18 protein-coding genes are annotated in these 24,518 nt (G+C 53.1%); all 18 read left to right on the top strand.

What is annotated here, in order from left to right; all coding sequences use genetic code 11:
* The first annotated feature begins 63 nt into the window (after positions 1 to 63).
* On the top strand, positions 64 to 1,011 hold the full coding sequence (locus PBOR_RS25320; protein WP_042216467.1) for a carbohydrate ABC transporter permease: 948 nt from the start codon (positions 64 to 66) through the stop codon (positions 1,009 to 1,011).
* Positions 1,004 to 1,843, top strand: a complete 840-nt coding sequence (locus PBOR_RS25315; protein WP_042216465.1) for a carbohydrate ABC transporter permease — start codon at positions 1,004 to 1,006, stop codon at positions 1,841 to 1,843. The genes PBOR_RS25320 and PBOR_RS25315 overlap by 8 nt, the downstream gene beginning before the upstream one ends.
* Positions 1,844 to 1,939: 96 nt before the next feature.
* Positions 1,940 to 3,292, top strand: coding sequence for an ABC transporter substrate-binding protein (locus tag PBOR_RS25310; protein ID WP_052429634.1), 1,353 nt, complete (start codon positions 1,940 to 1,942; stop codon positions 3,290 to 3,292).
* Between the two features lie 42 nt (positions 3,293 to 3,334).
* Positions 3,335 to 4,912 carry a glycoside hydrolase family 43 protein gene (locus tag PBOR_RS25305; RefSeq protein WP_042216463.1) on the top strand — a complete coding sequence of 526 codons (1,578 nt, stop codon included), beginning with the start codon at positions 3,335 to 3,337 and terminating at the stop codon, positions 4,910 to 4,912.
* Between the two features lie 123 nt (positions 4,913 to 5,035).
* On the top strand, positions 5,036 to 5,182 hold the full coding sequence (locus tag PBOR_RS37140; RefSeq protein WP_157764125.1) for a lmo0937 family membrane protein: 147 nt from the start codon (positions 5,036 to 5,038) through the stop codon (positions 5,180 to 5,182).
* 214 nt (positions 5,183 to 5,396) lie between these two features.
* A complete protein-coding gene (locus tag PBOR_RS25300) occupies positions 5,397 to 5,960 on the top strand; it encodes a 5' nucleotidase, NT5C type (protein ID WP_042216461.1) in 564 nt (187 codons plus the stop codon).
* A 284-nt stretch (positions 5,961 to 6,244) separates the two neighbouring features.
* Entirely contained in the window at positions 6,245 to 10,459 is a 4,215-nt protein-coding gene (locus PBOR_RS36440) for a glycosyl hydrolase (RefSeq protein WP_081972178.1), read from the top strand.
* A 254-nt stretch (positions 10,460 to 10,713) separates the two neighbouring features.
* The gene (locus PBOR_RS25290) at positions 10,714 to 12,561 is read left to right on the top strand and encodes a cache domain-containing sensor histidine kinase (protein WP_245647902.1); all 1,848 of its coding nucleotides are present in this window, start codon (positions 10,714 to 10,716) and stop codon (positions 12,559 to 12,561) included.
* 5 nt (positions 12,562 to 12,566) lie between these two features.
* Positions 12,567 to 13,862 carry an ABC transporter substrate-binding protein gene (locus PBOR_RS25285; protein WP_245647900.1) on the top strand — a complete coding sequence of 432 codons (1,296 nt, stop codon included), beginning with the start codon at positions 12,567 to 12,569 and terminating at the stop codon, positions 13,860 to 13,862.
* 117 nt (positions 13,863 to 13,979) lie between these two features.
* Complete coding sequence (locus tag PBOR_RS25280) at positions 13,980 to 14,747, top strand: response regulator transcription factor (protein WP_042216457.1); 768 nt, start codon at positions 13,980 to 13,982, stop codon at positions 14,745 to 14,747.
* A gap of 320 nt (positions 14,748 to 15,067) precedes the next feature.
* On the top strand, positions 15,068 to 16,438 hold the full coding sequence (locus tag PBOR_RS25275; RefSeq protein WP_042216456.1) for an ABC transporter substrate-binding protein: 1,371 nt from the start codon (positions 15,068 to 15,070) through the stop codon (positions 16,436 to 16,438).
* 124 nt (positions 16,439 to 16,562) lie between these two features.
* Entirely contained in the window at positions 16,563 to 17,444 is an 882-nt protein-coding gene (locus PBOR_RS25270; RefSeq protein WP_042216454.1) for a carbohydrate ABC transporter permease, read from the top strand.
* Between the two features lie 3 nt (positions 17,445 to 17,447).
* On the top strand, positions 17,448 to 18,281 hold the full coding sequence (locus PBOR_RS25265; RefSeq protein ID WP_042216452.1) for a carbohydrate ABC transporter permease: 834 nt from the start codon (positions 17,448 to 17,450) through the stop codon (positions 18,279 to 18,281).
* Positions 18,282 to 18,345: 64 nt separating this feature from the next.
* The gene (locus tag PBOR_RS25260; RefSeq protein ID WP_218918929.1) at positions 18,346 to 19,329 is read left to right on the top strand and encodes a glycoside hydrolase family 130 protein; all 984 of its coding nucleotides are present in this window, start codon (positions 18,346 to 18,348) and stop codon (positions 19,327 to 19,329) included.
* Between the two features lie 28 nt (positions 19,330 to 19,357).
* Positions 19,358 to 20,320, top strand: coding sequence for an acetylxylan esterase (locus PBOR_RS25255; protein WP_042216448.1), 963 nt, complete (start codon positions 19,358 to 19,360; stop codon positions 20,318 to 20,320).
* 170 nt (positions 20,321 to 20,490) lie between these two features.
* Positions 20,491 to 22,095: a sensor domain-containing diguanylate cyclase gene (locus PBOR_RS25250; protein WP_042219916.1), complete on the top strand. Its 1,605-nt coding sequence runs from the start codon at positions 20,491 to 20,493 to the stop codon at positions 22,093 to 22,095.
* 61 nt (positions 22,096 to 22,156) lie between these two features.
* Positions 22,157 to 23,755: a DcuS/MalK family sensor histidine kinase gene (dcuS, locus tag PBOR_RS25245; protein WP_042219914.1), complete on the top strand. Its 1,599-nt coding sequence runs from the start codon at positions 22,157 to 22,159 to the stop codon at positions 23,753 to 23,755.
* Positions 23,752 to 24,459: a response regulator gene (locus tag PBOR_RS25240; protein WP_042216446.1), complete on the top strand. Its 708-nt coding sequence runs from the start codon at positions 23,752 to 23,754 to the stop codon at positions 24,457 to 24,459. The genes dcuS and PBOR_RS25240 overlap by 4 nt, the downstream gene beginning before the upstream one ends.
* Positions 24,460 to 24,518 lie beyond the last annotated feature (59 nt).

The raw sequence follows: 24,518 nt of genomic DNA, 5'->3' as shown, positions 1-24,518 counted from the left end.
CTCGAAAGATAGTGTATTCAGCACGTTCACGCTCTGGTTTAAGATAAGCGTGGAGGTGCTGTTATGGAATTATCCCAATCAACCGGCGGCAAGACAATGACCGTCAAATCTAAAGCTTCCCGCAAAAAAACGGGCGACCGCTGGTTCCCTTACCTGCTGATCGCACCGACAGTCCTGCTGATCGCGGGACTTCTCGTCTTCCCGATCTTCAGGGTGTTCGATCTCAGTGTGCAGAGCTATGATTTCACCCGGCTGCAGAAAGCGGGTTACATCGGACTCGAGAACTTCAGGAATATATTCACGCAGGACGATATGTTCTACTCTTCACTGTGGATCACGGTGAAATGGGTGCTGATAGAAGTAGTGCTGCAGCTCGTATTCGGACTCGTGGTTGCGCTGCTGCTGAACCAGGCGTTCAAGCTGCGCGGTCTGGTCCGTTCCCTGGTGCTTGTTCCCTGGGCGGTGTCCGGTGTACTGACCACCATGCTGTGGTCGCTGATGTTCAACCAGCACATAGGGATCATTAACGATATCCTGATGAAGCTGGGCGTGATCTCTGAGCCAGTCGCCTGGCTGGCCAATATCCATACCGTCTTTGGTTCCGTGATTGTCGCCGAGCTGTGGCGCGGGATTCCGTTCTTCGCGATCACGCTGCTGGCGGCACTGCAGACCATTCCGCATGAGGTCTATGAATCCTGTGAGGTGGACGGTGCGGGGAGCGTCAAGAAGCTCTTTTTCATCACGCTGCCTTTCCTGAAAGAAAGTATTGTATTCGCTACGCTGCTGCGTGCCATCTGGGAGTTCAACTCCATTGATATGATCTTTACGATGACGAACGGCGGACCGATGGATATGACGACCACGCTGCCGATCTATATGATGAAGACTTCCATCCTTGAAGGGAACTACGGTTACGGTTCGGCAATTGGCGTGGTCACGTTCGCGTTCCTGATGATCTTCGTTGTCCTCTACCTCAGACTGAACCGGTCAGGAGGGATGCAGGATGAATAGCAAACGGCAACGAAAGCTGGGTTCGAAGCTGCTGTTCTACATACCGCTGGCCCTGACACTGGTGTTCGTGCTGGTTCCGTTCCTGTGGGCCATCTCCACCTCGCTGAAGCGGGAGGGGGACGTACTTAGCGGCACGGTCCGGTACATTCCGAGTCCGGCTACCTTCGAGAATTTCATTCATGTGTGGAACGACAACAATTTCTCGCAATATTTCATGAACAGTGTGTTCGTGTCGGTATTGTCCGTAGTGGCAATTACGGTGCTGTCCGTGCTGAACGGCTACGCCATGAGCCGCTTCAAGTTCAAGGGCAAAGGGGCGTTCATGCTGGTGCTGCTCGCGACCCAGATGATGCCGGTCATTCTGTTCGTCATTCCGCTCTTCCTGATCTTCAAGAATCTCGGGATGATCAACACGCCGTACGCGCTCATCCTGTTCTACATCGTGCTTCAGGTTCCGTTCAACACGATTCTGATGCGCGGCTTCATCTCCTCGACGCCGAAGGAAATTGATGAAGCGGCGATGGTGGACGGAGCCGGACGTTTCCGGATTATCTTCGCGATAATTATGCCGGTCGTGCTGCCGGGAATAGTAGCAACAAGCGCGTTCGCCTTCATCGGAGTGTGGAATGAATTCCTGGTTGCCTTCTCGTTCATTACGACGCCGGACCGGTTCACGATTCCGATCGGCCTCAAATTCATGGTCGGCGAATTCAGCGTCCAGTACGCGTCGCTTGCGGCCGGCAGTATTATCGGGCTGATTCCGCCGGTGCTGCTCTTCATGTTCATTCAGCGTTATCTGGTCGAAGGACTGGGCGGCGCAGTCAAAGGCTAGTGTCCGGTATCGCAAGGACGGACACGGCCAGGGCAGAACACGCCGGGTTCGTTCTTTGAGGTATATACAAGAATTTCAATTAGGGAGGATCACAGAATGATGGGGAAACACAAAGCGAAACGCACGGCACTGGTATCGGCAGCATTGCTGCTGCTGCTGGCCGGCTGCGGCGGAAATAATGGCGGAAATACCGGGGGAAACAGCGCGGCAGCGGCGGATAACGGGGCAGGTAAAGCGGCAAGCGGAGAGAAAGCCAAAATCAGCTTCTGGGCTGCAGCTGTAACCACAGAACGCAATGCCTTCTTCGAAGAGATCGTGAAGCAGTTCGAACAGGAGAATCCGGATATCGACGTGGATTATCTGGGTGTACCGGGAGACCTCGCGGCTTATGAGCAAAAGGTTAACGTGGCCATCTCTGCCGATCAGGCGCCGGATGTGATGAATGACTTCAAATCCGATCTGCTGGCCCGGGGTGTGCTGGAGCCGCTGGACACCTATTATGAGCAGTGGGCGGACAAGGACCTGATCAACCCGGAACTGATTGCAAGTAACCGCAAGCTGGATACTGCAGAAGGTAAATTGTATGCGCTACCATACAGCTCGCAGACCTGGAATCTGTGGGTTCGTCCAGACTGGTTCAAGGAAGCCGGACTGGCACTGCCGGATACCTGGGATCAATTCTTCGATGCTGTTGCCAAGCTGACGGATAAATCGAAAGACCGTTACGGGCTCAGTATCCGCGGGGGCGCCGGCAGTGCCAATACACTCGAAATGCTGATGTATGCTTACTCCGGCATTACCGATTATTTCACGGCGGACGGCAAAGCAACAATCAATGATCCGCTTAATGTTGAATTTGTAGAGAAATATCTGGGTTCTTACAATATCTATACGCCGGAAGATGACCTTAACAAAGGCTGGAGTGAACTCGCTGCAACCTTCCAGTCGGGCAAAGCCGGAATCGTCGTACACAACCTGGGTTCGGCCAGTTCCCATGAGAAAGCCTTCGGCGGTGACTATACGAAGTTCGAAGCTGTACCTTTTCCAAAGAGTGTAAAAGGCTACCGCGAGCACCCCGGCCTGATGCCGCTGGGGCTGACGATGAGCAAATCGGCGAAGAACAAGGATGCGGTCTGGAAATTCATGACCTTCTACCTGTCGCATGATATCAACAGCAAATACGGCAAGCTCTATGGCGAAATTCCGGCCAATACAGAAGCTGCCGGCGACGAGTGGGTGCAGAGCGTGCCTTATATGAAATCAGCCTCCGATCTGCTGAACAGCCAGGAGACGAAGTTCTCCGATGTGCCGTACTATCTTGCGGGTTATTCCAATGTGCAGAAATCGGTAGAACCGCTGATTCAGAAGGTAATGGCTAAACAGCTGACCGCGCAGGAAATGCTGGATCAATGGGCATCGCTGCTGGAACAGGAGAAGGCGGCACAATAAACTGCCCGGGCGGTAGGCGTCCGGCGCTGAAGGAGTTATTCAATGGAGACAATCAATGCGCCCTGGGTATCCGACCTTGGCAACGGCCGGTACCGCAATCCGGTGCTGTATGCAGATTATTCCGACCCGGATGTGATCCGGGCCGGGGACGATTATTATATGACAGCGTCGAGCTTCAACCACATGCCGGGATTGCCGATCCTGCATTCCCGTGACCTGGTGAACTGGACGATTGTCAATCACGCGCTGGACAGGCTGGACCTGCCGGGATATGACCAGGTTCAGCACGGCAAAGGCGTGTGGGCACCCAGCCTGCGCCATCATGACGGGAAGTTCTGGATTTTCTTCGGGACGCCGGATGAAGGAATCTTCATGACTCAGGCAGAGGACCCGCTCGGGAAGTGGTCTTCGCCCCATCTGGTTAAAGCGGCCAAAGGCTGGATTGACCCTTGTCCCTTCTGGGACGAGGACGGGCGGGCTTATCTAGTCCATGCCTTCGCGAAGAGCCGGAGCGGCCTTAAGCACATTCTGCATGTGTGCGAAATGAGCCCGGACGGCAGGGAGCTGCTGGATGAGGGCCGGCTGATTATTGACGGAACTATGGATCATCCGACACTGGAAGGCCCCAAGATGTACAAGAGGGACGGCTGGTATTACATCCTTGCCCCTGCGGGCGGTGTGTCAACCGGCTGGCAGGCTGCCCTCCGCTCCAAGTCCATCTATGGCCCTTACGAGGACCAGATTGTGCTGGAGCAGGGCGATACCCTGGTGAATGGTCCTCATCAGGGCGGCTGGGTAGAGACGCCGGAAGGAGAAAGCTGGTTCCTGCATTTCCAGGACAAAGGGGCTTACGGTCGGATTGTTCATCTGCAGCCGGTGGAATGGATTGAGGGCTGGCCGGTAATGGGTCAGGCTGCACCCGGCAGTCTGACCGGGACGCCGGTAGCGCAGTGGCGGAAGCCGGAATTGCCCGGGACAATGCTTCCGGCGGCTCCCCAAACCTCCGATGACTTCACGGACGGCCGTCCGGGGCTGCAGTGGCAGTGGCAGGCGAATCCGCAGGACGGCTGGCTTGCCTCCGGCCATCCGGGGCCGGGACTCCGGCTCCGCTGCGCGCCGCTGGATACGCAGCGGTTATACGATGCGCCGCAGCTTCTGATGCAGAAATTCGCTGCACCTGCATTCACGGCGCAGGTACAGATCACACCGCAGTTCGCGGCGTTGTCTGAACGCGCGGGTCTGGTGGTATGGGGGCATAAAGCGGTACATTTAAGCCTGTTCTCCAGTGAGGCTGGCGGCCTATGCTTAGGCCGGTTCGAGAGCCTGCCGGCAGGTCCCGAGGAAGATGCGGAACAGGAGTGTACGTTTACGGATGATTGTGTAAAGCTGGACTCGGACGCTGCATATCTTCAGCTTACAGTCTCGGAAGAAGCGGAATGCCGCCTGGCATACAGTCTTGACGGAGAAGCTTACACGGAGATGGGGGCTGCGTTCCGCTTGAAGGAAGGTGAAGGGGCCTGGGTGGGTGCCAAGTTCGGCATATTCGCGGTATCCATCGGATCCGGCACCTTAACGGAGGAGAACGGGTACGCCGAATTCGGGCGGTTCGGGGTGTGTTAATTACATCTGCAAAGCCGGCCGCAGCCGGGATAAAGCGGTGCTCCCCGGCAGCAGCCGTTTGAATCTCCCTGCAGAAGGGTAAGATAGAGACAAATAACCTTCGGGGAGAAAGGCGGTAATCTTATGTTGTGGGGATTAATCGGACTGGTTGTCGTGATGTGGTTGTTCGGCTTCATCTTTCATGTCATGGGCAATCTAATTCATCTTCTTCTTATTGTCGCTGCGGTCCTCTTTGTGATCAATCTGTTCCGGGGACGTTCCCGGAGTTAGCGGGACAGCGGGACATAACTGGCAGCTGTTTTAAAATACTTAATGAAGCAGATAGAACGGCAAGCACGCGTTTCCCTTATATGGGGACGCGTGTTTTTTTGTTCGTAAGCATTGATTCAGCCGCAGGGCATCCAGAGGAAACCGCCCGGCCAGTCTGGACACGTTCCCTCCGGATGCCTATAATGTAATCACTATGCAATTTGGAGGAGAATCAATGAATAAACCAATCATCGCCGTCGACATGGATGATACCATCTGCCATCTCGTCAAACGAGCGATATACCACAACAACATTGAATTTCCGACGCATCCGCTCCGCTACGAAGATATGATGGACTGGAACACGGATCACCTGCGCCATCCGGACAGCACGATGGACCTTTTCTTCGGCAGACCCGGCCTGTACGAGGAGCTGGAGCTGTTCGATGAATATGTGGTCGAAGAGATGGAGAAGCTTCACAACGCATATGATGTCATTATTGTTACAGCCGCTGTACCTAAGACGGTGCTTGAGAAATGGAACTGGCTGCAGAAGCATATGCCGTATATCCCGGCTGAGAACTTCTTCACCTGCAAGCGCAAGCATCTGATCGGCTTCGATCTGCTGATTGATGACGGCCCGCATAATCTGCTGCCCGCTGTGCAGGCAGGGAAGAAGGTGCTCTGCATCCCGCATCCCTGGAACCTGCGGGCGCGGGAGGAATATGCCTTTCCGCTGATGACCTCCTGGCAGGGGGCGAAGGAGCGGGTGGATGAAATTTTGCAGGCACGGCAGTAGCCAGGCATAAGTTATATCAGTTAAATCCATATAATAGATGAAACTGATGGCTGCTATTCAAACAAAGACTGTTGCTCATTATTGAGTTACAGTCTTTGTTTTTATTTTCTTAAAAACAAATTGAGTTATATAAATGTAAACACAGCCCCTGTTCATTCAATAATCACCTGATAAAATAATGATAAATCGCTTTCATAAAAACTATTTAGTTTATTTTAATAATTATTTACTAACAAAACTAAAGAGTGAAAGCGTTTCATTCATCAAACCATCGGGAGGATTATATGAAAAAAGCTCGCAAATTAATGGTTTCTGCTTTGGCCTCCGTAATGCTGATGTCGGCCCTCAGCCCCGCACTGGCAGAGAACGGAGCGACGCAGTCCGGGTTGCAGACCCCGAAGACCGCAGCGGCTTTTGCGGATTCCGCCGGTCACTGGGCAGCTTCCAGTATTGCCAAATGGACGGGGAACGGCATCATCAGCGGCTATGAGGACGGAAGCTTCCGTCCGGACCGGAGCATTACCCGGGCGGAATTTGTAACGGTCATTAATAAGCTGTTAGGCCTGTCCGTGAAGGCGGACAGCAATTTCACCGACGTTCCGGCATCGGCCTGGTACAGCGGCCAGCTGGCCATTGCCAAGCATGCCGGATACTACGAAGGGTTCGCAGGCAACCGTGCGATGGCGGATGCGGCCATCACCCGGCAGGATGCGGCGGCGCTGCTGGCCCGGATATTTGAACCGGCAGGCAGTCCGGCTGCAACGGCTGCGGCTTTCAGCGATTCGGAGGAAATCAGCGGCTACGCGAAGGAGGCGGTTGCGGCGCTTGCCGGAGCGATTACGGGCTACAGCGACGGAAGCTTTAAGCCGAAGGGAAGCATTACACGTGCAGAAGCTGTAACATTAATCGACCGGATTGTAAGCGCTTATTATTCAGCTGTGGGCGGGCAGACCGGCGGGATGGTTAGCGGCAACGCGGTCATTTCCCATGCCGGAACCGTGTTGAAGAGCGCCACCATTAGCGGGAATTTGTATCTGAGCGCAGGTATCGGCGACGGAGAGGTCAAGCTAGACGGCGTGACCGTCAAGGGCAGGACCTTTGTGGCCGGCGGCGGGGAGCATTCCGTTGTTCTGGAGGACACCGTTCTGAACACACTGGATATCTTGCGGAAGGACGGGCGGGTCCGGGTGCTGGCTTACGGTTCCACGCGGATTTCCTCCGCCGATATCAACAGCAGCGCCAGGCTGGAACTTGGCAGCGGAGCGATCATTGACCGGGTTACGCTCAATACCCCGGGCGAAGTGGTAGTGCCGGCCGGCGGGAAGATCGGCAGCCTGATCATTAACGAGGCAGCCGCAGGGACGATAATTACCGGAGGCGGCGACATCGGCAGTGTGACTGTTAAGGCTGCAGGCGTCACGCTGAGCGGCAAAGCGCTGCCTGCCGGAACCCACACGATCAGCGGCGGCATACTTGCTTCCCCGCCGCCATCCGCTACAGCCAAGGCATCTGCGGCACCGGTGTCCGGCGGATCGGGTTCACCCGCAACGCCGGCAGCTACAGCAACGCCGTCTCCGTCCCCTGTTCCGGCCACGCCGGTTCCGTCACAGACTCCGTCGCCAACGCCGGCAAATACGCCGGAGCCAGGCATTGATCTGGCGGATTCGGAGGCGACTGCTGCCACCCGTTCGCTTTTTGCCTATCTGGAGAGCAACCGGGGCAAGGAGACTATATTCGGGCACCAGCATGATACAACGGAAGGGCTATCCATCACTGCCAAAGACGGAACCCAGTCCGATGTTAAGAATTCGGTTGGCGATCTGCCCGGAATGTTCGGCTGGGATACCTTAAGTCTGGAGGGCAAAGAGAAGCCTGGTGTCAGTCTGGATGCCATCCGGCAGAACCGGGACAACCTGATCGGTGTGATGAAGCAGGCATACGGTCAGGGCGGCGTGCTTGCCCTGAGTGCCCACATGCCGAACTTCGTGACCGGAGGCAGCTTCAATGATACCAAGGGCAAGGTGGTATCACATATTTTGCCGGGTGGAGATAAGCACGAAGCCTACAACCAGTTCCTTGATATGATTGCGGACTTTGCCAACAACCTCAAGGATGATTCCGGCACGCCGATCCCGGTGATCTTCCGTCCGTTCCATGAACAGAACGGGGCCTGGTTCTGGTGGGGTGCCCCTTACCGGACCAAGGAGCAATATATCGAGCTGTACCGCTATACGGTGGAATATCTGCGCGATGTGAAGGGAGTCCACAACTTCCTGTATGCCTATTCGCCGAACAGCTCGTTCAATAATTCGGAAGCCACTTACCTGGAGACCTATCCGGGGGATGAGTATGTGGATATTCTCGGATTCGACGATTACTACGACGGCAGTGCGGAAGGCTGGTTCAATGGTGCGGTTCAGGATGCGGGGCTGGTCTCCAGGCTCGCCGATGCCAAGGGCAAGGTCGCAGCGATGACCGAATTCGGTTACTCCAATCTGCGTCCGGCAGGTACGAAGGATCTGGAATTCTTCACCAGGCTGCTGGAGGCGCTGAAGTCCGATCCGGACTCTGCCAGAATGGCCTACATGCTGACCTGGGCCAACTTCGGCACAGACAACTTCTTCGTTCCGTACAAGAACGGCCTGAACGGACTCGGGGATCACGCGCTGCTGCCGGATTTCGTGGAATACTACGGGGACCCGTATTCCTCCTTCCTGGGTGAGATCAAGGATGACGGGGTGTACTCCATTCCAGTGGATGCGGCCCAGGAAAAACCCGGCCTGCATATCGCAACACCTGTGGGCAACGAGACCGTTCTGACCGAAGGTACTGCGGCTATCCGGGTGCGTGTAACCCATCAGGATATTGAAAAAGTCGTCTATCTGATTGGAGATGATCCTGCAGAGCATCCGATGGCGGCAGACGGCGCCGGCTTCTACTATACGGCGGACTGGACGCCGGGAGCTTCGCTCTCCGGGATGGGCACTACCCTTACGGTCAAATCTTACGCGAAGAACGGAAGCGTACTGGACCAGAGTATTCAGGTCTATGTCAGCGATACGCTGCCGAACGCGAATACACTGGTTGTAGACACCTTCGAGGACTATAAGGGCAATAACGGGCTGCTGGACAATGCTTACAGTCCGGGAGGGGACCTCAGCGTGATCTCGCTGGATGCAGAGCACAAGAACAACGGCCAGTACAGCCTGAAGTTCGTTTACAATGTAGATACTCAGGGTTATACCGGCCAATCGAAGAATGTCGACAATGCCGACTGGTCGGAAGCGAATCAGCTGAAGTTCTGGTATCAGCCGGACGGCAGCGGCCAGAAGTTGGTCATCCAGATCAAGATGAGCGGCATCTCCTTTGAGGCTTATCCCTCCCTGGCCGGTACGGAAGCGGGCGAGATAAGTATTCCGTTCAGTGAATTCAAGCCTGCACCCTGGGATACAGCCAACGCGGGACGCGTCATTACGAAGCAGTTCCTGAAGGATGTCCAGACCTTCTCCATCTATGTCAACAAAAACGAGGGGACGGCGGGCAACTCCGGCACGCTCTACTTCGATGATATTCAGGCGTTTGGCGACGGCACGGGCGGTGTCCCGAACGGCGGGTCCGGTTCGGACGGGTCGCCGGCGCAGCCGGGACTGCTGTACGGTTTCGAGCAGGATGCCGAAGGCTGGGCCGTGGAGTCGAATAACGCAGAAGCGGCTGCAGCAGCCGTTACCACAGCAGCTTCCGCCGAGGGCGGCAAGGCGCTCGGCACCGTCTTTTCGCTTAGCGGCAGCGATTTTGAGCTGGCCAAATATGTGGCCCTTGACCTGAGCGCCGTCGATACGCTGAGCGCGAAGGTCAAGCTCTCGGCCGGCACTGCCCAGGCCCGCCTGTACATCAAGACCGGCTCCGGCTGGGCCTGGGCAGACAGCGGCCTGTCCGGGGTAGATTCCAGCCAGTTTACCACGCTGACTCTGCCGCTGGCGGGGATAGCCGATCTGAGCCAGGTGAAGGCTATAGGCATTAAGTTCGAGAGCTTCAGCGGCACGGGCAGTGCTTCGGCCTATCTGGACGAAGTGCGGATTGCAGGTGCCGGTACTACACCGGGCAGCCCGGATACCACTAAAGTCGAGGCTGAGAGCGGCGTCCTTGCAGAGGGTGCGGCGGTCGCGGCAGCAGCGGGCGGCTACAGCGGAGACGGCTACGTTGCCTTCCAGCAGGACGGCTCTATTACTCTGAAGTATAACGCCGAAGCGGCAGGGACGTATGAATTGATTCTGGGCTACAGCTCACCGTACGGCGATAAGAAGACCCGCATTGCCGTCAACGGCAGTGACGGTGAAGAGCTGGACCTGGCTGCCTCCACCGGATTCCAGGAGAGTGAGGCCATTTCCGTAGAGCTGCTGGAAGGCGGGAACTCAATTGTAATCCGGAGCAACTGGGGCTGGTACAACGTCGATTACATCAGGCTGAATCCGGTTCAGCAGGGAATAGAACCGCAATAATAATCACGTTAGAATTAACTTTGCTGCCCTTTCACTTCCCGGGAGAAGTGAAAGGGTATTTATTAATGTTTCCACGGCATTACTATTCAATAGAAGCGGAAGGCAGTTTTCCTTGTGTATGCTAAAGCTAACAAGTATAATAATTTTGTTAGTTAAATGTTATGATTTATTGTAAAAAGTTAGGTAAAGCTGATGAAGGGGAAGACCAAATGATGGACCAACACAAACACAGCAGGTGGTCTTTTATCAGGGACATGGGCATGGAACGTAAGCTGCTGCTCGTATTCCTGGTTATTATCACACTGCCTCTTTCTATTATCAGCATCATCAGCTTTAAGAGCTATTCCGAGTCGATTCAAGCGAATACCGTCGCTTATTCAGAGAAGCTGATTGACCAAATGATGGACGGGATCGATGACTACATAGAAGATATGAAAAGAATCTCCTCAATGCCGGCTTATGTAAACGATATCAAGCAGAATCTGATCGCGTCCAACCGGTATTATGAACAGAAGAAGATGATTGAGGGGGATCATGGAAGCGCCGGGGTAGCGCCGGGTGATTTCGATCTGCTCCTGTCTATCCAGAGGGGTATAGAGGGCAATATCTCCTTCATTAACAATATCAAGCGGGGGACGAACTCCGTCTATATTTTTGACGCCTACGGTCACGGTTATTATTCTGCCAAGGATGGCGGCGTGCGGCTTGATCTGGATCAGAGCTATACCTTCTGGAGCCAGCAGGCCAAGGATTCCAGCGGCGAAGCGCTGCTATTCGGCACACAGGCTTACACTACCAATCTGCAGAGCACCCGTTATGCCTATACCGTTGTCCGCAAAATCGTCGACGGGCTCTGGAACCCGGTCGGACTGATCGCGGTGGAGGCTAATATCAGCAATATGGAGACCCAGGTAGCGGAGCTGGACAGGGTCACCCGCGGTACATCGCTGATCGTGGACGAGAAGGGCAAGGTCATTTATGACAGTGACCAGAAGCTGCTGACGATGGATATCTCGCAGACTCCGCTGTTCCGCAGTGCCCAGGGCGCGGCCGGAAGCTTCTATGATACAGTGTCAGGCAAGGAGAGGCTGAATATTTACTCCAGTTCCTCGAAGACGAGCTGGAAGGTGATTATCTCCATTCCGGTCGATGAATTAACCCGTGATGTGAAGCTGACCCGTAACGCGACCCTGGCGGCGACACTGATTATTATTGTGCTGGCCTTGATCATTTCCATTGTGCTGTCCTTCGCGCTGACCAAACCGCTGACCCAAATGATTCAGCTGATGAAAAGGGTGCAGGGCGGTGATCTGGACGTTAACTTCCGCGTGAAACGCCGGGATGAGATCGGCCTGCTCGGCCATCAGTTCAACCGGATGCTGGCCCGCATCCGGCAGCTGATTCAGGATATATACCGGATCGAGGAGCAGAAGAAGGAAGCGGAGCTGCATGCGCTGCAAAGCCAGATTAACCCGCATTTCATCTATAACACACTGGAGTCCATCCGGATGACAGCGGAGATTAACGATGATGTAGAAGCTGCCGATATGATCTCAATTCTGGGCAAGCTGCTGCGGTATAGCACCAGTGAATTGTCAGGCCGGACAACGATGAAGCAGGAGCTGTTATATGTCTGCAACTATGTTGAGCTTCTGGGCTGCCGTTATCCCGGGCGGTTCGTGCTGCAGATCGATGTTCCCGAGGAGCTGGATCATTATTCGATCATCAAGCTGGTGTTCCAGCCGATTATCGAGAATGCCGCGTACCATGGGCTCGATGACAGTAAAGAGCATATGCATCTTAGCATCAGATGTGAATTCACCGATCAGAAGCTGCTGTTCCATATCCGTGACGACGGCTGCGGGATGGAGCAGGCGACCCTGGACAAGCTGAACGATGATCTGAAACGGGAATCGCCTCCGAAGAAAAGCATCAATGGCGGTATCGGCATGAAAAATGTGCATCAGCGGGTACAGCTGAACTACGGGGCGGCTTATGGCATTGAGGTGTTCAGTCAGCCGGGTGAGGGGACGGATGTTATCCTTTCGCTGCCGCTGCCCCCGTACCGCTCAGCCAGTGATTCAGAGACAGAAGGGAGTTAAGCGGATTGAAAAAGACGAACGCACACCGGCCTCTGCGTACAATGTTATTACTGCTGCTTCTGCTGTCTGCGGGCTGTGACAGCTCCGGCAGCAAGCCGGCCGTTCCGGCAACGCCTGCAGCAGACCATGAACAGCAGAGCCTGTCCGGTAGCATTCTCATGCTGACCAACCGGATTGATCTTATTGAGAACGGTACAATGCAGGGGTACGCCGACCAGTTTATGAAGAAGTATCCGGAAGCAAGCGTAGAATTCGAAGGCTTGTCCAACTATGCGACCGATATTATGGTGCGTCTCTCCACCAAGGATGCCGGTGATGTGCTGCTGCTGCCGGTCAATCTGCCTGCGAGGGAGCTGGATTATTTTTTTGAGCCGCTTAGTGCGGAGATGTCTGCGGGGGAGAAGTTCACTACCTTTGCTGCCTATGACGGCAGAAGATACGGTCTGTCCACCGGGACAACTACAAGCGGGATTGTCTACAACAAAAAGGCATTTAAGCAGGCGGGCATCACGGAAATTCCGCAGACGCTGGATGAATTCTACGCCATCTGCGCCAAGCTGAAGCAAGCGGACATTACACCGATTTATATGAATTACGGTGCAGTCTGGCCGCTGCGGGAATGGGGCAATAATATGGTCAATTACATGACCGGGAATCCCGATTACCTGAACAATATGGTTCATGAGAATGCTCCCTGGCAGCTTGATAATGAATGGGGCCGCTTGCTCGGAATTACCCGTACAATCATAGCCCGCGGTTATGCAGAGGATGAGCTGTTCTCGAATAATTGGGAGATCTCCAAAACCAAGCTGGCTAAAGGGGAGGCCGGGATGTTCCTGAGCGGCAACTGGACCGTCCGCCAGATTCTCGATGCCGGAGCAGCTCCGGAGGATATCGGTTTCTTCCCGTTTCCCTATGATAACGGGCTGAAGCATTATGCACCGCTGAATCCCGACTGGTTCATCGGAGTCAGCAAATTCAGCAGAAACAAGGAACTGTCGATGTCTTGGGTGAACTTCCTGGTTCATGAAACCTCTTATACAGCAGAAGGATTTCTTCCACTGGACGGTAACACAGAGCCTTCCATGGAACAATACCGTGAATTTCTCTCCTATCAGCCTGAGCTGGTGGAAGCGACCGTACAGACGGATTCATTTATTGATATGGCCAACCGCGCGAAGCTGTCGTTTGCCTCCGGAGACTATATCCAGGAGCTGATTGCCGCACCGGATTTGCAGAAGGCCTTTGACGGGTTGAATGAGAAGTGGGAGGAAGCACGCGCTTTATCGGACGCAAAGTAAAGAGAAGACTATAAAAAGGCAATACAGCACATTTTATATTGCAGGGATGAAGCCTATAATTGAAATGGTAACGCAATCATTGTGCAAGCGATAATAAGGCTGGAGGCGGTTTGCCAAGTGATCAGAATCATGATTGCGGATGATGAGGAAGTGATTCGCCGCGGGCTTGGGAAGATTACTTCCAGAATGGATGTGGAAGTGGAGGTTATCGGCTCGTATGGTAACGGCCTGGAGGCGTGGAACCGCCTTTCAACAATGTCCGCAGAGGATATTGATTTGCTGATTACGGATATTAAGATGCCGAGAATGGACGGCTTTAAGCTGATTGAAGCAGCCAGGGGCCATATGAAGAATCTGCCCATTGCGGTGCTGAGCGGATTCAATGATTTCGAGTATGCCCGGCGGGCGATCCGTTTCGGGGTGCTGGATTATCTGCTGAAGCCTATCGAGAAAGCCCAGTTATATGAGCTGCTGAAGCGGGTGGAGGAGAGCAGGCAGCTGAAGCTTTCCGGAACAGAACAGCCGACAGTGCTGGCTCCGGGAGGCAGGGAACATCACGTGGTCGAACAGACCAAAGTAATCCTGGAGAAGGAATACAGCCATAATTTCGAGCTGGAGCGCCTGGCGGAGACGGTCGGAATGAATGCCAGCTATATCAGCCGCCTGTTCAAATACAAGACCGGACAGACGATTACCGATTATCTGATTGGTATACGGATTGCGAAGGCCAAGGAGCTTCTGACCGGGCAGCCTGAACTCAAGAATTACGAGATTGCCGAACGGGTAGGCTATAATGATCCCGTATATTTCAACAAGCTGTTCAAAAAAATATGCGGCATGACTCCCAAAGACTATAAGAGCGGCTGCAGAATTCCCAGAGGTTAAGAAGCATCGATACATGCATGTGAACAGGATGAAATGAATTGGAGGAGGGCGAAAGCCCTCTTTTTTGACGTTTTTCTGCATAGAATAATAAAATAATAAAAACAAAAATAACAAATTGAAGACCAGAAAAAACAATTCAAACCATCGTTTTAGGGCGGATTACGATTTATAATTAGCCTGTAAGCGATACCAACACTCAATTTCCCGAGTGAAGACATCCATGAAACTCTTGTGGAGTGAATTATGCTTTTATCTGGGTAAAGTTTTGTTAGTTGATTGTTATTATGTTATGTGAATCGCAGAGAGGGGTTTAACCAGCAATGAAGAAGACAAAGGCAGTTACCAGTTTAGCAGCATTGACGCTGATGGCAGGCTTATTCGCAGGCTGTTCATCAAACAACAACACGGATAATACAGCAGCAACGAATGGAGGAAATACAGGGACAGGCACCGAGGCTACTGCTGCTCCTGAGGGAGATGCGGCCAAGGATATTAAAGGCAATATCACGGTAATTACCCAAAGAACGGATATCGTTGATACCGTATTCAAGGATTACGCAGCCAAGTTCAACGAGAAATATCCGGATGTCAAAGTCAACTTTGAAGCGCTGTCCAGCTATGAGGACCAGATTAAAATCCGGATGGGCACGAGTGATTACGGCGATGTGCTGCTGCTGCCAACCAGCGTGGCGATCAAAGACCTGCCGGAGTTCTTTGAGCCGCTGGGTAAAATGTCCGATCTGGAGCAGCAGTATACCGGCCTGGAAGAACGCACTGTAGACGGCATTTCCTACGGGATTCCGGTCACCGTTAACTTCTCCGGTGTGATTTACAACAAGCAGGTATTCAAAGATGCGGGGATCACTGAGGTACCAAGAACCTTTGAACAGTTCCAGACTGCACTGCAGAGCATCAAGGACAAAACCGACGCTGTTCCGCTGTACACGAACTATGCAGCAGGATGGACACTCACCCAATGGGAAGCCGATCTGGCTACGGTTGCCGGAGACCGGGAATATGTAAATATTGCCCAGGTTGCTTCGGATGATAACTTCGTGCCGGGTCAACCTCACTACGACCTGTACAAAGTAATGTACGACGCCGCGAAGAACGGGCTGATTGAAGAGGATCCTACGACTACTGACTGGGAATCCTCCAAGGCTGATCTGGCAAACGGTAAAATCGGGACGATGATGCTCGGCTCCTGGGCCATCGGCCAGATCAAAGGACTGGCAACCAATCCTGATGATGTCGGCTTCATGCCTTTCCCTACCAACGCAGACAAAATTCTGGTTCCGCTATCCGACGATTATAACCTGGGTGTAAGCATCCACAGCCAGAACAAAGAAGCGGCAAGAGCCTGGGTGGACTGGTTCATTAATGAATCGGGTTATCCGACCACTGAAGGCGGCGGCATGAGCCCGGTTAAGGGCGCTGAGCTTCCGGAAATCCTCAAGCAATTTGAAGGCACGGACGTAACCTTCGACACCCTTGCACCAGCCAAGGCCGGTGAAGAGGGCTGGGTGGATGCGATCGATAAAGAAGCGGAGATCGGCCTCTGGCAGCCTGACTTCAAGAAAGTAATCATTGAAGCCGCCATCGGCAACCGCAAGGATTCCTACGACGATATCATGAAGGACCTGAACGACAAATGGAAAGCGGCAAGAGCTAAGATTACAGCAGCGCAATAAGCTTTTATAAACGCAGAGTGAAGACAGATTCAAGAGAACGGGGAGATGCCGTCAGGGCATTTTCCCCTTCGCTTTTGCGGGGTTAGGCAGGATATGGAGTAATAAGCCAGTGTTCTTAGGAGGTGTGGAGAGATTGTCCAACTTAAGCTATAAAAATCAGCGGCTATTGATCATTCTGCTGTTCTCGTTAGTTCCGGTAGCGCTGCTGTTGACGTTCTCATATTTACCTGTATTCAAAATGTTCCAGTACAGCTTCACAAGCTGGGACGGCTTCAGCAAGAAAATGGAGTATGTCGGTTTCGACAATTACAAGACGATCTTCACCAGACCGGAGTATTTCACCGTGTTTAAGGTCAGTCTGTATTATTTCTTTGCCACCTTTGTGCAAATGGGGCTGGCCCTGTATTTCGCGACCATCCTGAGCTTCAATGTCCGTCTGAAGAACTGGTTCAAAGGCATTCTGTTCTTCCCGACACTGCTCAACGGGGTGGCCATCGGGTTCATCTTCCTGTTCTTCTTCAAGCCGGAGGGGACCCTCAATACGCTGCTTGACCTGGTTGGACTCGGCGCATGGCAGCAGAAGTGGCTGCTGAATCCGCATCTGATCAATATTTCACTCGCATTTGCTTCCGTCTGGAGATACATGGGGATGAACTTTATTATCTTCCTCGGAGCGATTTCTTCCATCGGCAGCGATATTTATGAAGCATCGGAAATTGACGGTGCGAACCGCTGGCACCAGTTCAGACATATCATCATTCCAAGCATCAAGCGTATTCTGCAGCTCAATCTGATCCTCGCGGTGAGCGGCGCGATCGGTGTCTTCGAAATTCCGTATGTCATGACCGGCGGCTCTAACGGCAGCGGCACCTTTGTCATTCAGACCGTCGATGTGGCCTTTAAATACAGCAAGCTGGGCCTTGCTTCGGCAATGGCTGTAGTGCTTCTGGGTATTGTGATTCTCGTGACCATTCTGCAGCGTGTGCTGATTAAGGAGGAGAAGTAAGAGATGCAACCTTTCAAATACAGCGCAGCTTCTTTCTTCAAGTACCTTTCCTTAGTCTTAGGAGCGCTTGCCGCACTCATTCCGATCATTGTCGTCTTCTTCGCCTCGCTCAAAACCAATGCGGAGTACGCCAGTACCGGACCGCTCACCATGCCGGAGAACTGGCTGAATTTCAGCAACTATACCAAAGCTTTTGTCGACGGCAAAATGCTGCTGGGCTTCATGAACACCATCATCATCGTATTGATCTCGATTGCAGGTGCTACATTGACCGGATCAATGATGGCTTATATTCTGGCCCGCTTCAAATTCAGAGGCAGCAAGCTGCTGATGGGGGCTTTTCTGCTGGCTACCCTGATTCCGGGCGTAACGACACAGGTGGCTACCTTCCAGATCATCAACTCGCTGGATTTGTTCAATACGCGCTGGGCGCCCATTCTGATGTATCTTGGTACCGACATTATCGCCGTTTATATTTTCATGCAGTTCCTGGACTCGATCTCCGAGTCGCTGGATGAATCGGCCATGCTGGACGGGGCGTCGTACTGGACGATTTACTGGCGAATTATTCTGCCGCTGCTCAGTCCTGCCATAGTTACGGTGATTATCGTGAAGGGCGTTAACATCTACAATGACTTTTACACGCCTTTCCTGTACATGCCAAAAAGCAGCCTGCAGGTCGTCTCTACCGCGCTGTTCAAATTTAAAGGGCCTTACGGCTCGCAGTGGGAAGTCATCTGTGCGGCGATTATGATTGCGATCATTCCGACGCTGGTCGCCTTCGTCTCCTTGCAGAAGTACATTTACAACGGCTTTGCTCAAGGTTCAGTAAAATAAAAACACTTGGAGGAATCAACCATTGAAAGAAGTTAAGCTGACTACTGACCATAATATCCCGAACATGCCTTGGCAGGGCAGACCCGCAGGCAATGACAATCCGGTGTGGAGACACAGTGACAACCCGGTCATCAAACGCAATCCGGCCAAAGGCGTTGCCCGGATCTTTAACAGTGCCGTTATTGCCTACGAAGGCAGCTTCCTCGGCGTGTTCCGTGTAGAAGACAATACGACCCGCCCTCACCTGCGGATGGGCCATAGTGCGGACGGTCTGGACTGGGAAATCGCTGACGGGCCGATTCAGTTCATTGATGAAGCGGGCCAGCCGTATGCACCGCGTTATGCCTATGACCCGCGTCTGGTAAAGGTTGAAGACACCTATTACATCATCTGGTGTACAGATTTCTATGGGGCTGCCATCGGGGTAGCCAAGACACAGGATTTCAAAACGTTCATTAGCCTGGAGAATCCGTTCCTGCCGTTCAACCGCAACGGTGTGCTGTTCCCCAAGAAGCTGAACGGCAACTTCGTGATGCTGTCCCGGCCGAGCGACAGCGGGCACACGCCGTTCGGTGATGTGTTCCTGAGCGAAAGCCCGGACTTCGTATACTGGGGCAAACACCGCCATGTCATGACCAAGGGCGGACAAGGCTGGTGGCAGAGCACCAAGATCGGCGGCGGCCCTGCACCGATCGAGACCAGCGAAGGCTGGCTGATGTTCTATCACGGGGTTACAGGAACCTGCAACGGGCTCGTGTACAGCATGGGCGCGGTTATTCTGGATAAGGACGAGCCGTCAAGAGTCAAATACCGCTCCAGAAACTTCGTGCTTACCCCGGAGGAATGGTATGAGGAAAGAGGTTTCGTCAACAATGTATTGTTCCCTTGCGCGGCTCTGACCGACGCCGAAACCGGCCGCATCGCCATTTATTACGGCGCTGCCGATACCTATGTAGGCGTGGCCTACACTACTGTCCAGGATATCGTGAACTATGTCATCGACACCCATGAGGAAGTGGGCGACGATGCCGGCCTGGGCAAGATCTAGGACATAATCAACCTTAAGGAGAGTCACCATGAACGAAAGATCACTGCCGCAATTACAGGCTTACGGAGGCAGCAGCCCGAAGCCGGCGGATTTCGGGGACTACTGGGATCGTGCGCTGCGTGAGCTGGATGCGCAGCCGCTGGATTATGAGCTGGTACCGGCGGAATTTACGAGCCCCTTGGCGGATTGCTTCCATCTGTATTTCACCGGGGTCGGCGGAGCGAGAATACACTGCAAATATGTCAGGCCGAAGACAATATCCGGCGGGAAGGGCGGTCCGGGAGTGGTCATGTTCCACGGCTACGCCTGTGACAGCGGCGACTGGCTGGAGAAGGTGGGGTATGCCGCCCACGGAATCAGCGTACTCGCCATGGATTGCCGCGGCCAGGGCGGGCTGTCCGAGGATAACCTGACCGTTCAGGGCACAACGGTCCGGGGGCATATCATCCGCGGGATCGATGATCCGGACCCGGATCATCTGTACTACCGCAATGTATTTCTCGATACCGCCCAGACCGCACGTATCCTGATGGCCATGCCGGAGGTTGACCCCAAGCGGGTCGGCGCCTTTGGGTTATCGCAGGGCGGCGGGCTTACTGTTGCCTGTGCCTCGCTGGAGCCGCGCATTAAGGTGGCCGTACCTGTATATCCGTTCCTCTCCGACTATAAGCGGGCCTGGGAGACGAATATTACAACCTCTGCCTATGAGGAGCTGAACTATTATTTCCGCTTCTTCGATCCGCATCATCTGCGCGAGGAAGAAATTTTTGGCCGCCTGGGTTATATCGATATTCAGAATCTGGCCGGCCGGGTGCAGGCTAAGGTGCTATGGGTAACCGGGCTGACAGATACAATCTGTCCGCCTTCAACCCAATTTGCTGCTTACAATAAAATTACGGCTGACAAGGAACTCCTGGTATATCACGAATACGGCCATGAGTACCTTCCGTATCTTGCCGACCGGACACTGCAGGCATTTATGAATTTGTGATATGACAACAGCCCGTTCACCATTGTGAACGGGCCGTTTTTCTGTATTTGCTCCCCGGTATAGCCCATAACCCCTCCTGCAAATAATCCATTGCCGAACAATAATATAATTCAATGTAATATTAAGTAACTATGTTTTCAGACACCAAGGAGGATTGCAGGTTGCTTAATATGTTAAATAATGCGCTCCATATAAGTAAAAAGCTGAGTCTCACAACGCTGCTAACGGGGCTGGTGACGCTGGTAATTCTGCTAACTTCAGGTATTCTTCTGGTAGGTTCGTATGAGTCCAAGAAACGATCATTGACGGAGACGACGATGCATCTGAACTATAGTAACGCCGACCGTATGTCAAGGACGATGGATTCCTTATTCCTGTCCATGCAGAGCAGCCTGAAATACACTGCCGGTAAATTGTCAGCTATCGATACAATGGCACCGGAGGACGTAAATGAATATTTAGATCTGATGCAGAGCAGCAGTAATTTCTTCAATTCCATTGCAGTGATCGAATCAGATGGACTGATCCGTAATGTAGCACCGGCAAGCGTGGGAACTGCAGGTAAGCACATCACCTCTGCAATTAGCCTGGAAGCTTTGGCGGTCCAAAAGCCGTATATATCCTCTCCCTACCTGACAGCGAATACTAAGCGGCTAATCGTATTTTTGAGCCAGCCGATCTTTGATAACACCGGTACATACCTGGGAATATTGAGCGGCACGATCTATCTGCAGGATAACAATGTCCTGTCTGATATTTTTGACAACGGCCAAGAGGATGATTCCGGCGCTTATTATTATATTGTGGATTCCGACGGGCATCTGGTGTATCACCCGGACAAGCAGCTTATCGGAGAGAGTGTCAGCAGCAATGTGGTTGTCCAGAGACTGATGAATAAGGAAAGCGGGGAACAACAGGTCCGCAACACCCGAGGCACAGAGCTGCTTGCCGGGTATTCCAGTGTCCCGTCCAATGGATGGGGAATTGTGGTCGTTTCTCCGGTTGGTCAGATCCATAAGGAACTGATCGGCCACATTCGTATCCTAATCTGGTATTCCCTGTTGCCGTTTATCATCATGCTGCTGGGCGTCATTCTCTTAGCGCGCAAGTTTGCGCGTCCTTTTGTCTACCTGGCTAATGTGGTGAGCAAGATGGGAAAGGAAAAGATAGAATTGCCGGAAGCAAAGCAGTATTGGAGCCGGGAAGCCCATCTGCTGACCAATGGTGTGTTGCTTGCTTTGGCTAATATTCAGGAGCAGACCGAGCAATTGACTCAGGAAGCCGTGACGGATGTTCTGACCGGCCTAATGAACCGCAGATCGCTTGAACACACGATAAGTGAATGGATAGCGTCGGGTTTACCATTCTCGCTTGTTATGCTGGATGTAGATAAATTCAAGCTCGTAAACGACACTTATGGCCATAACAGCGGCGATGAAGTGTTGAAGCATGTTGCGCGGGTTGTCGTGGACTCACTTCGTCCGGACGATGTCTGTTACCGCTATGGCGGGGAAGAATTCGTTATTCTCCTAGCCCGTACTACACCTGAAGCAGCCTTCAAAGCAGCTGAACGAATTCGCCGGGCAGTAGAAGTAAGCAAGGCTCCGGTTGCGGCACAGGTTACGGTTTCTCAGGGCATCGCCCATTATCCATCGCATTCCTCTGACCGGGAGGGATTACTGGAGAAGGCGGATCAGGCGTTGTATCTGGCCAAGAGCGGGGGCAGGAACAGGACGGTTATCGCGTTTTTAGAACAGGAACTATCGCGCTTTTAGAATTTTTGCGTTATAATCGAGAAAAATTTCTTGAAGGTGGAGCACAGTGAGAATTGGGAAAATGAGATTACGCCTTCAGACAACCATCACCCTTATGATCTGCTTGATCGTTGTCCTCGTGCTGCTGATTGTATATGTGATGTTTGGCATGAAATTCTCCCGGCAAGCCCAGGAATCGCTGGAGAACAAGGCCATCACCATTGCCCGAACCGTTTCGCGCACGCCGGTTGTTATTGACGGTCTGCTGGACAAGGCGGATTCCGGCAGCATTCAGGATTACGCAACAGAAATCAGTGCCATTAATAACGTCCAGTTTGTGGTTGTTATGGACATGCAGGGGATTCGCCGTTCCCATCCCGATGTTACCCAGATCGGCAAGCATTTCATGGGAGGCGATGAAACGGATGCGTTACACGGCAAGGAGACAATATCCATTGCCCAAGGTTCACTGGGCTATTCCGTGAGAGCGTTTTCACCCATATTCGTCTCCGAGGGGAAGCAGGTCGGTGCAGTGGCCGTAGGAATTTCGCTTGGCAGCGTCCGTTCAGCCGTTCAGCAGAACCAGTGGATCATCTACTCGGGGATACTGGTTGGCGGACTTATGGGGATTGCCGGAGCTGTGCTGTTGGCCCGCAAAATCAAGCGGATGATGTTTGGCATGGAGCCGGAGGAAATCGCCAAATTGCTGGAGGAGCGGAGTGCCATGCTTCAATCCACCAAGGAGGGGATTCTGGCAATAGACAAAGAGTCCCGTATCACCTTAGTTAATGCTGAAGCACGAAGGCTGATGGGCAGTGTCGGCATGAACCAGGACCCGCTGAGCAGGCAGGTGGATCAGTTCTGGCCTCTCCTGCGGATGGAGAAAGTGCTGGATAACGGTGAGCCTTTGCAGGATAAGGAAGTGGAGCAGAGCGGCATCACGCTGCTGGTGAATGTGGTTCCGGTAAGGGTGAACGGAACCATTGAAGGAGCCATTGCCACTTTTCGGGACAAGACCGAAATCAGTATTCTGCTGGAGCGGCTCTCGGGAATATCTCTCTATGCAGAGGCGCTGCGTGCACAGACTCATGAATTTATGAACAAGCTGCACGTGATCATGGGTCTGACCAATATGCGCAGCTACGACCGGCTGGAGGAATATTTGACAGACATTGTGCAGAGCATCCGGACAGAGGCGGATTCCGTAGTCAGACAGGTCAAAGACCCGGTTATGGTCGGGTTTCTGCTGGGCAAGCTCAGCAGGATCAGAGAGGCAGATGTACGATTGGTGATTCTAGGCGATGGTATGCTGCCCGAGTCTGCCGATCACGATGTATCCCGGGAACTGGTCACAATAGCCGGCAATCTGCTGGATAATGCTCTGGAGGCTGTGCAGGGTACAGACAACAAGCTGATTGAGATTGGATTCCGGCACGAGGATAATCTGCTTACACTCACGGTTTGCGACAGTGGTGCAGGTATATCTGCCGAGAACGGAGATTACCTCTATGAGCAAGGCTATTCTACCAAGGGCAAGGACCGGGGGATCGGATTGTACCTGGTACACCGGAGTGTGACCAAGCTGGGCGGGACCATTCACTATAAGAGCCGCGACGGAGAAGGAACCGAGTTTACTGTGCAGTTACCCTATATTGCGAAGAGTGATGATAACGAGCTATGATAAAAGTACTTATTGTTGAAGATGATCCGATGGTTTCGGAGATGAATAAATTTTATCTGCAGCAGGTTGAAGGATTCCGCGCCGAAGGCTGGGCCAGCTCTGCCCAGGAGGTACTGGACATGCTGGGAGAGAATGTCTATGACCTGATTCTGCTGGATATTTACATGAAAGAGAGCAACGGGCTGGAGCTGTTGTCCGAGATTCGGCGGAGAGGCTTAAGGATTGATGTCATCGTTATTTCGGCGGCAAGCGACAAGGAAAGCATTCAGGAAGCCCTGCAATACGGAGCTGTGGACTATCTGATTAAGCCGTTTGAATTCTCCAGATTCCGCGCCGCCCTGAACGGATATAAGGAGCAGAACCGGCTGTTCCGCACCCAGGAGCGGCTGAACCAGTCTGAGCTGGACAAGCTGTCCAGATTCAAGCAGGAGCGGACTGCTTCACAGGAGCTGGCCAAGGGATTCACCCGTCAGACACTGCAGACGATCTGGAGAGCGGTTGAGGCCTGCAATTGCGAGTTTTTTTCTGCGGAGGACATATCGGCTGTATCCGGAATTTCCCGGGTTTCTGCCGGTAAGTATCTGGTCGGGCTGACGGAGATGGGTGTGCTGGAAATGGATCTGGTCTATGGGAGCGTCGGCAGGCCGGTACAGAAATACAGGATCTCACCCAGTGGGAGAACGCTGATAACCCAATACATTTAACAATACCGTAAGCTCTGCTGCGAAACCGCGGCCGGGCTTTTTTTTTGATATTTTTGATA

The organism is Paenibacillus borealis (assembly GCF_000758665.1).
Classification (GTDB): Bacteria; Bacillota; Bacilli; order Paenibacillales; family Paenibacillaceae; genus Paenibacillus_AQ; species Paenibacillus_AQ borealis.
Note: the sequence above shows the minus strand (reverse complement) of the source record. Positions and strands in the feature narration are given on the sequence as shown.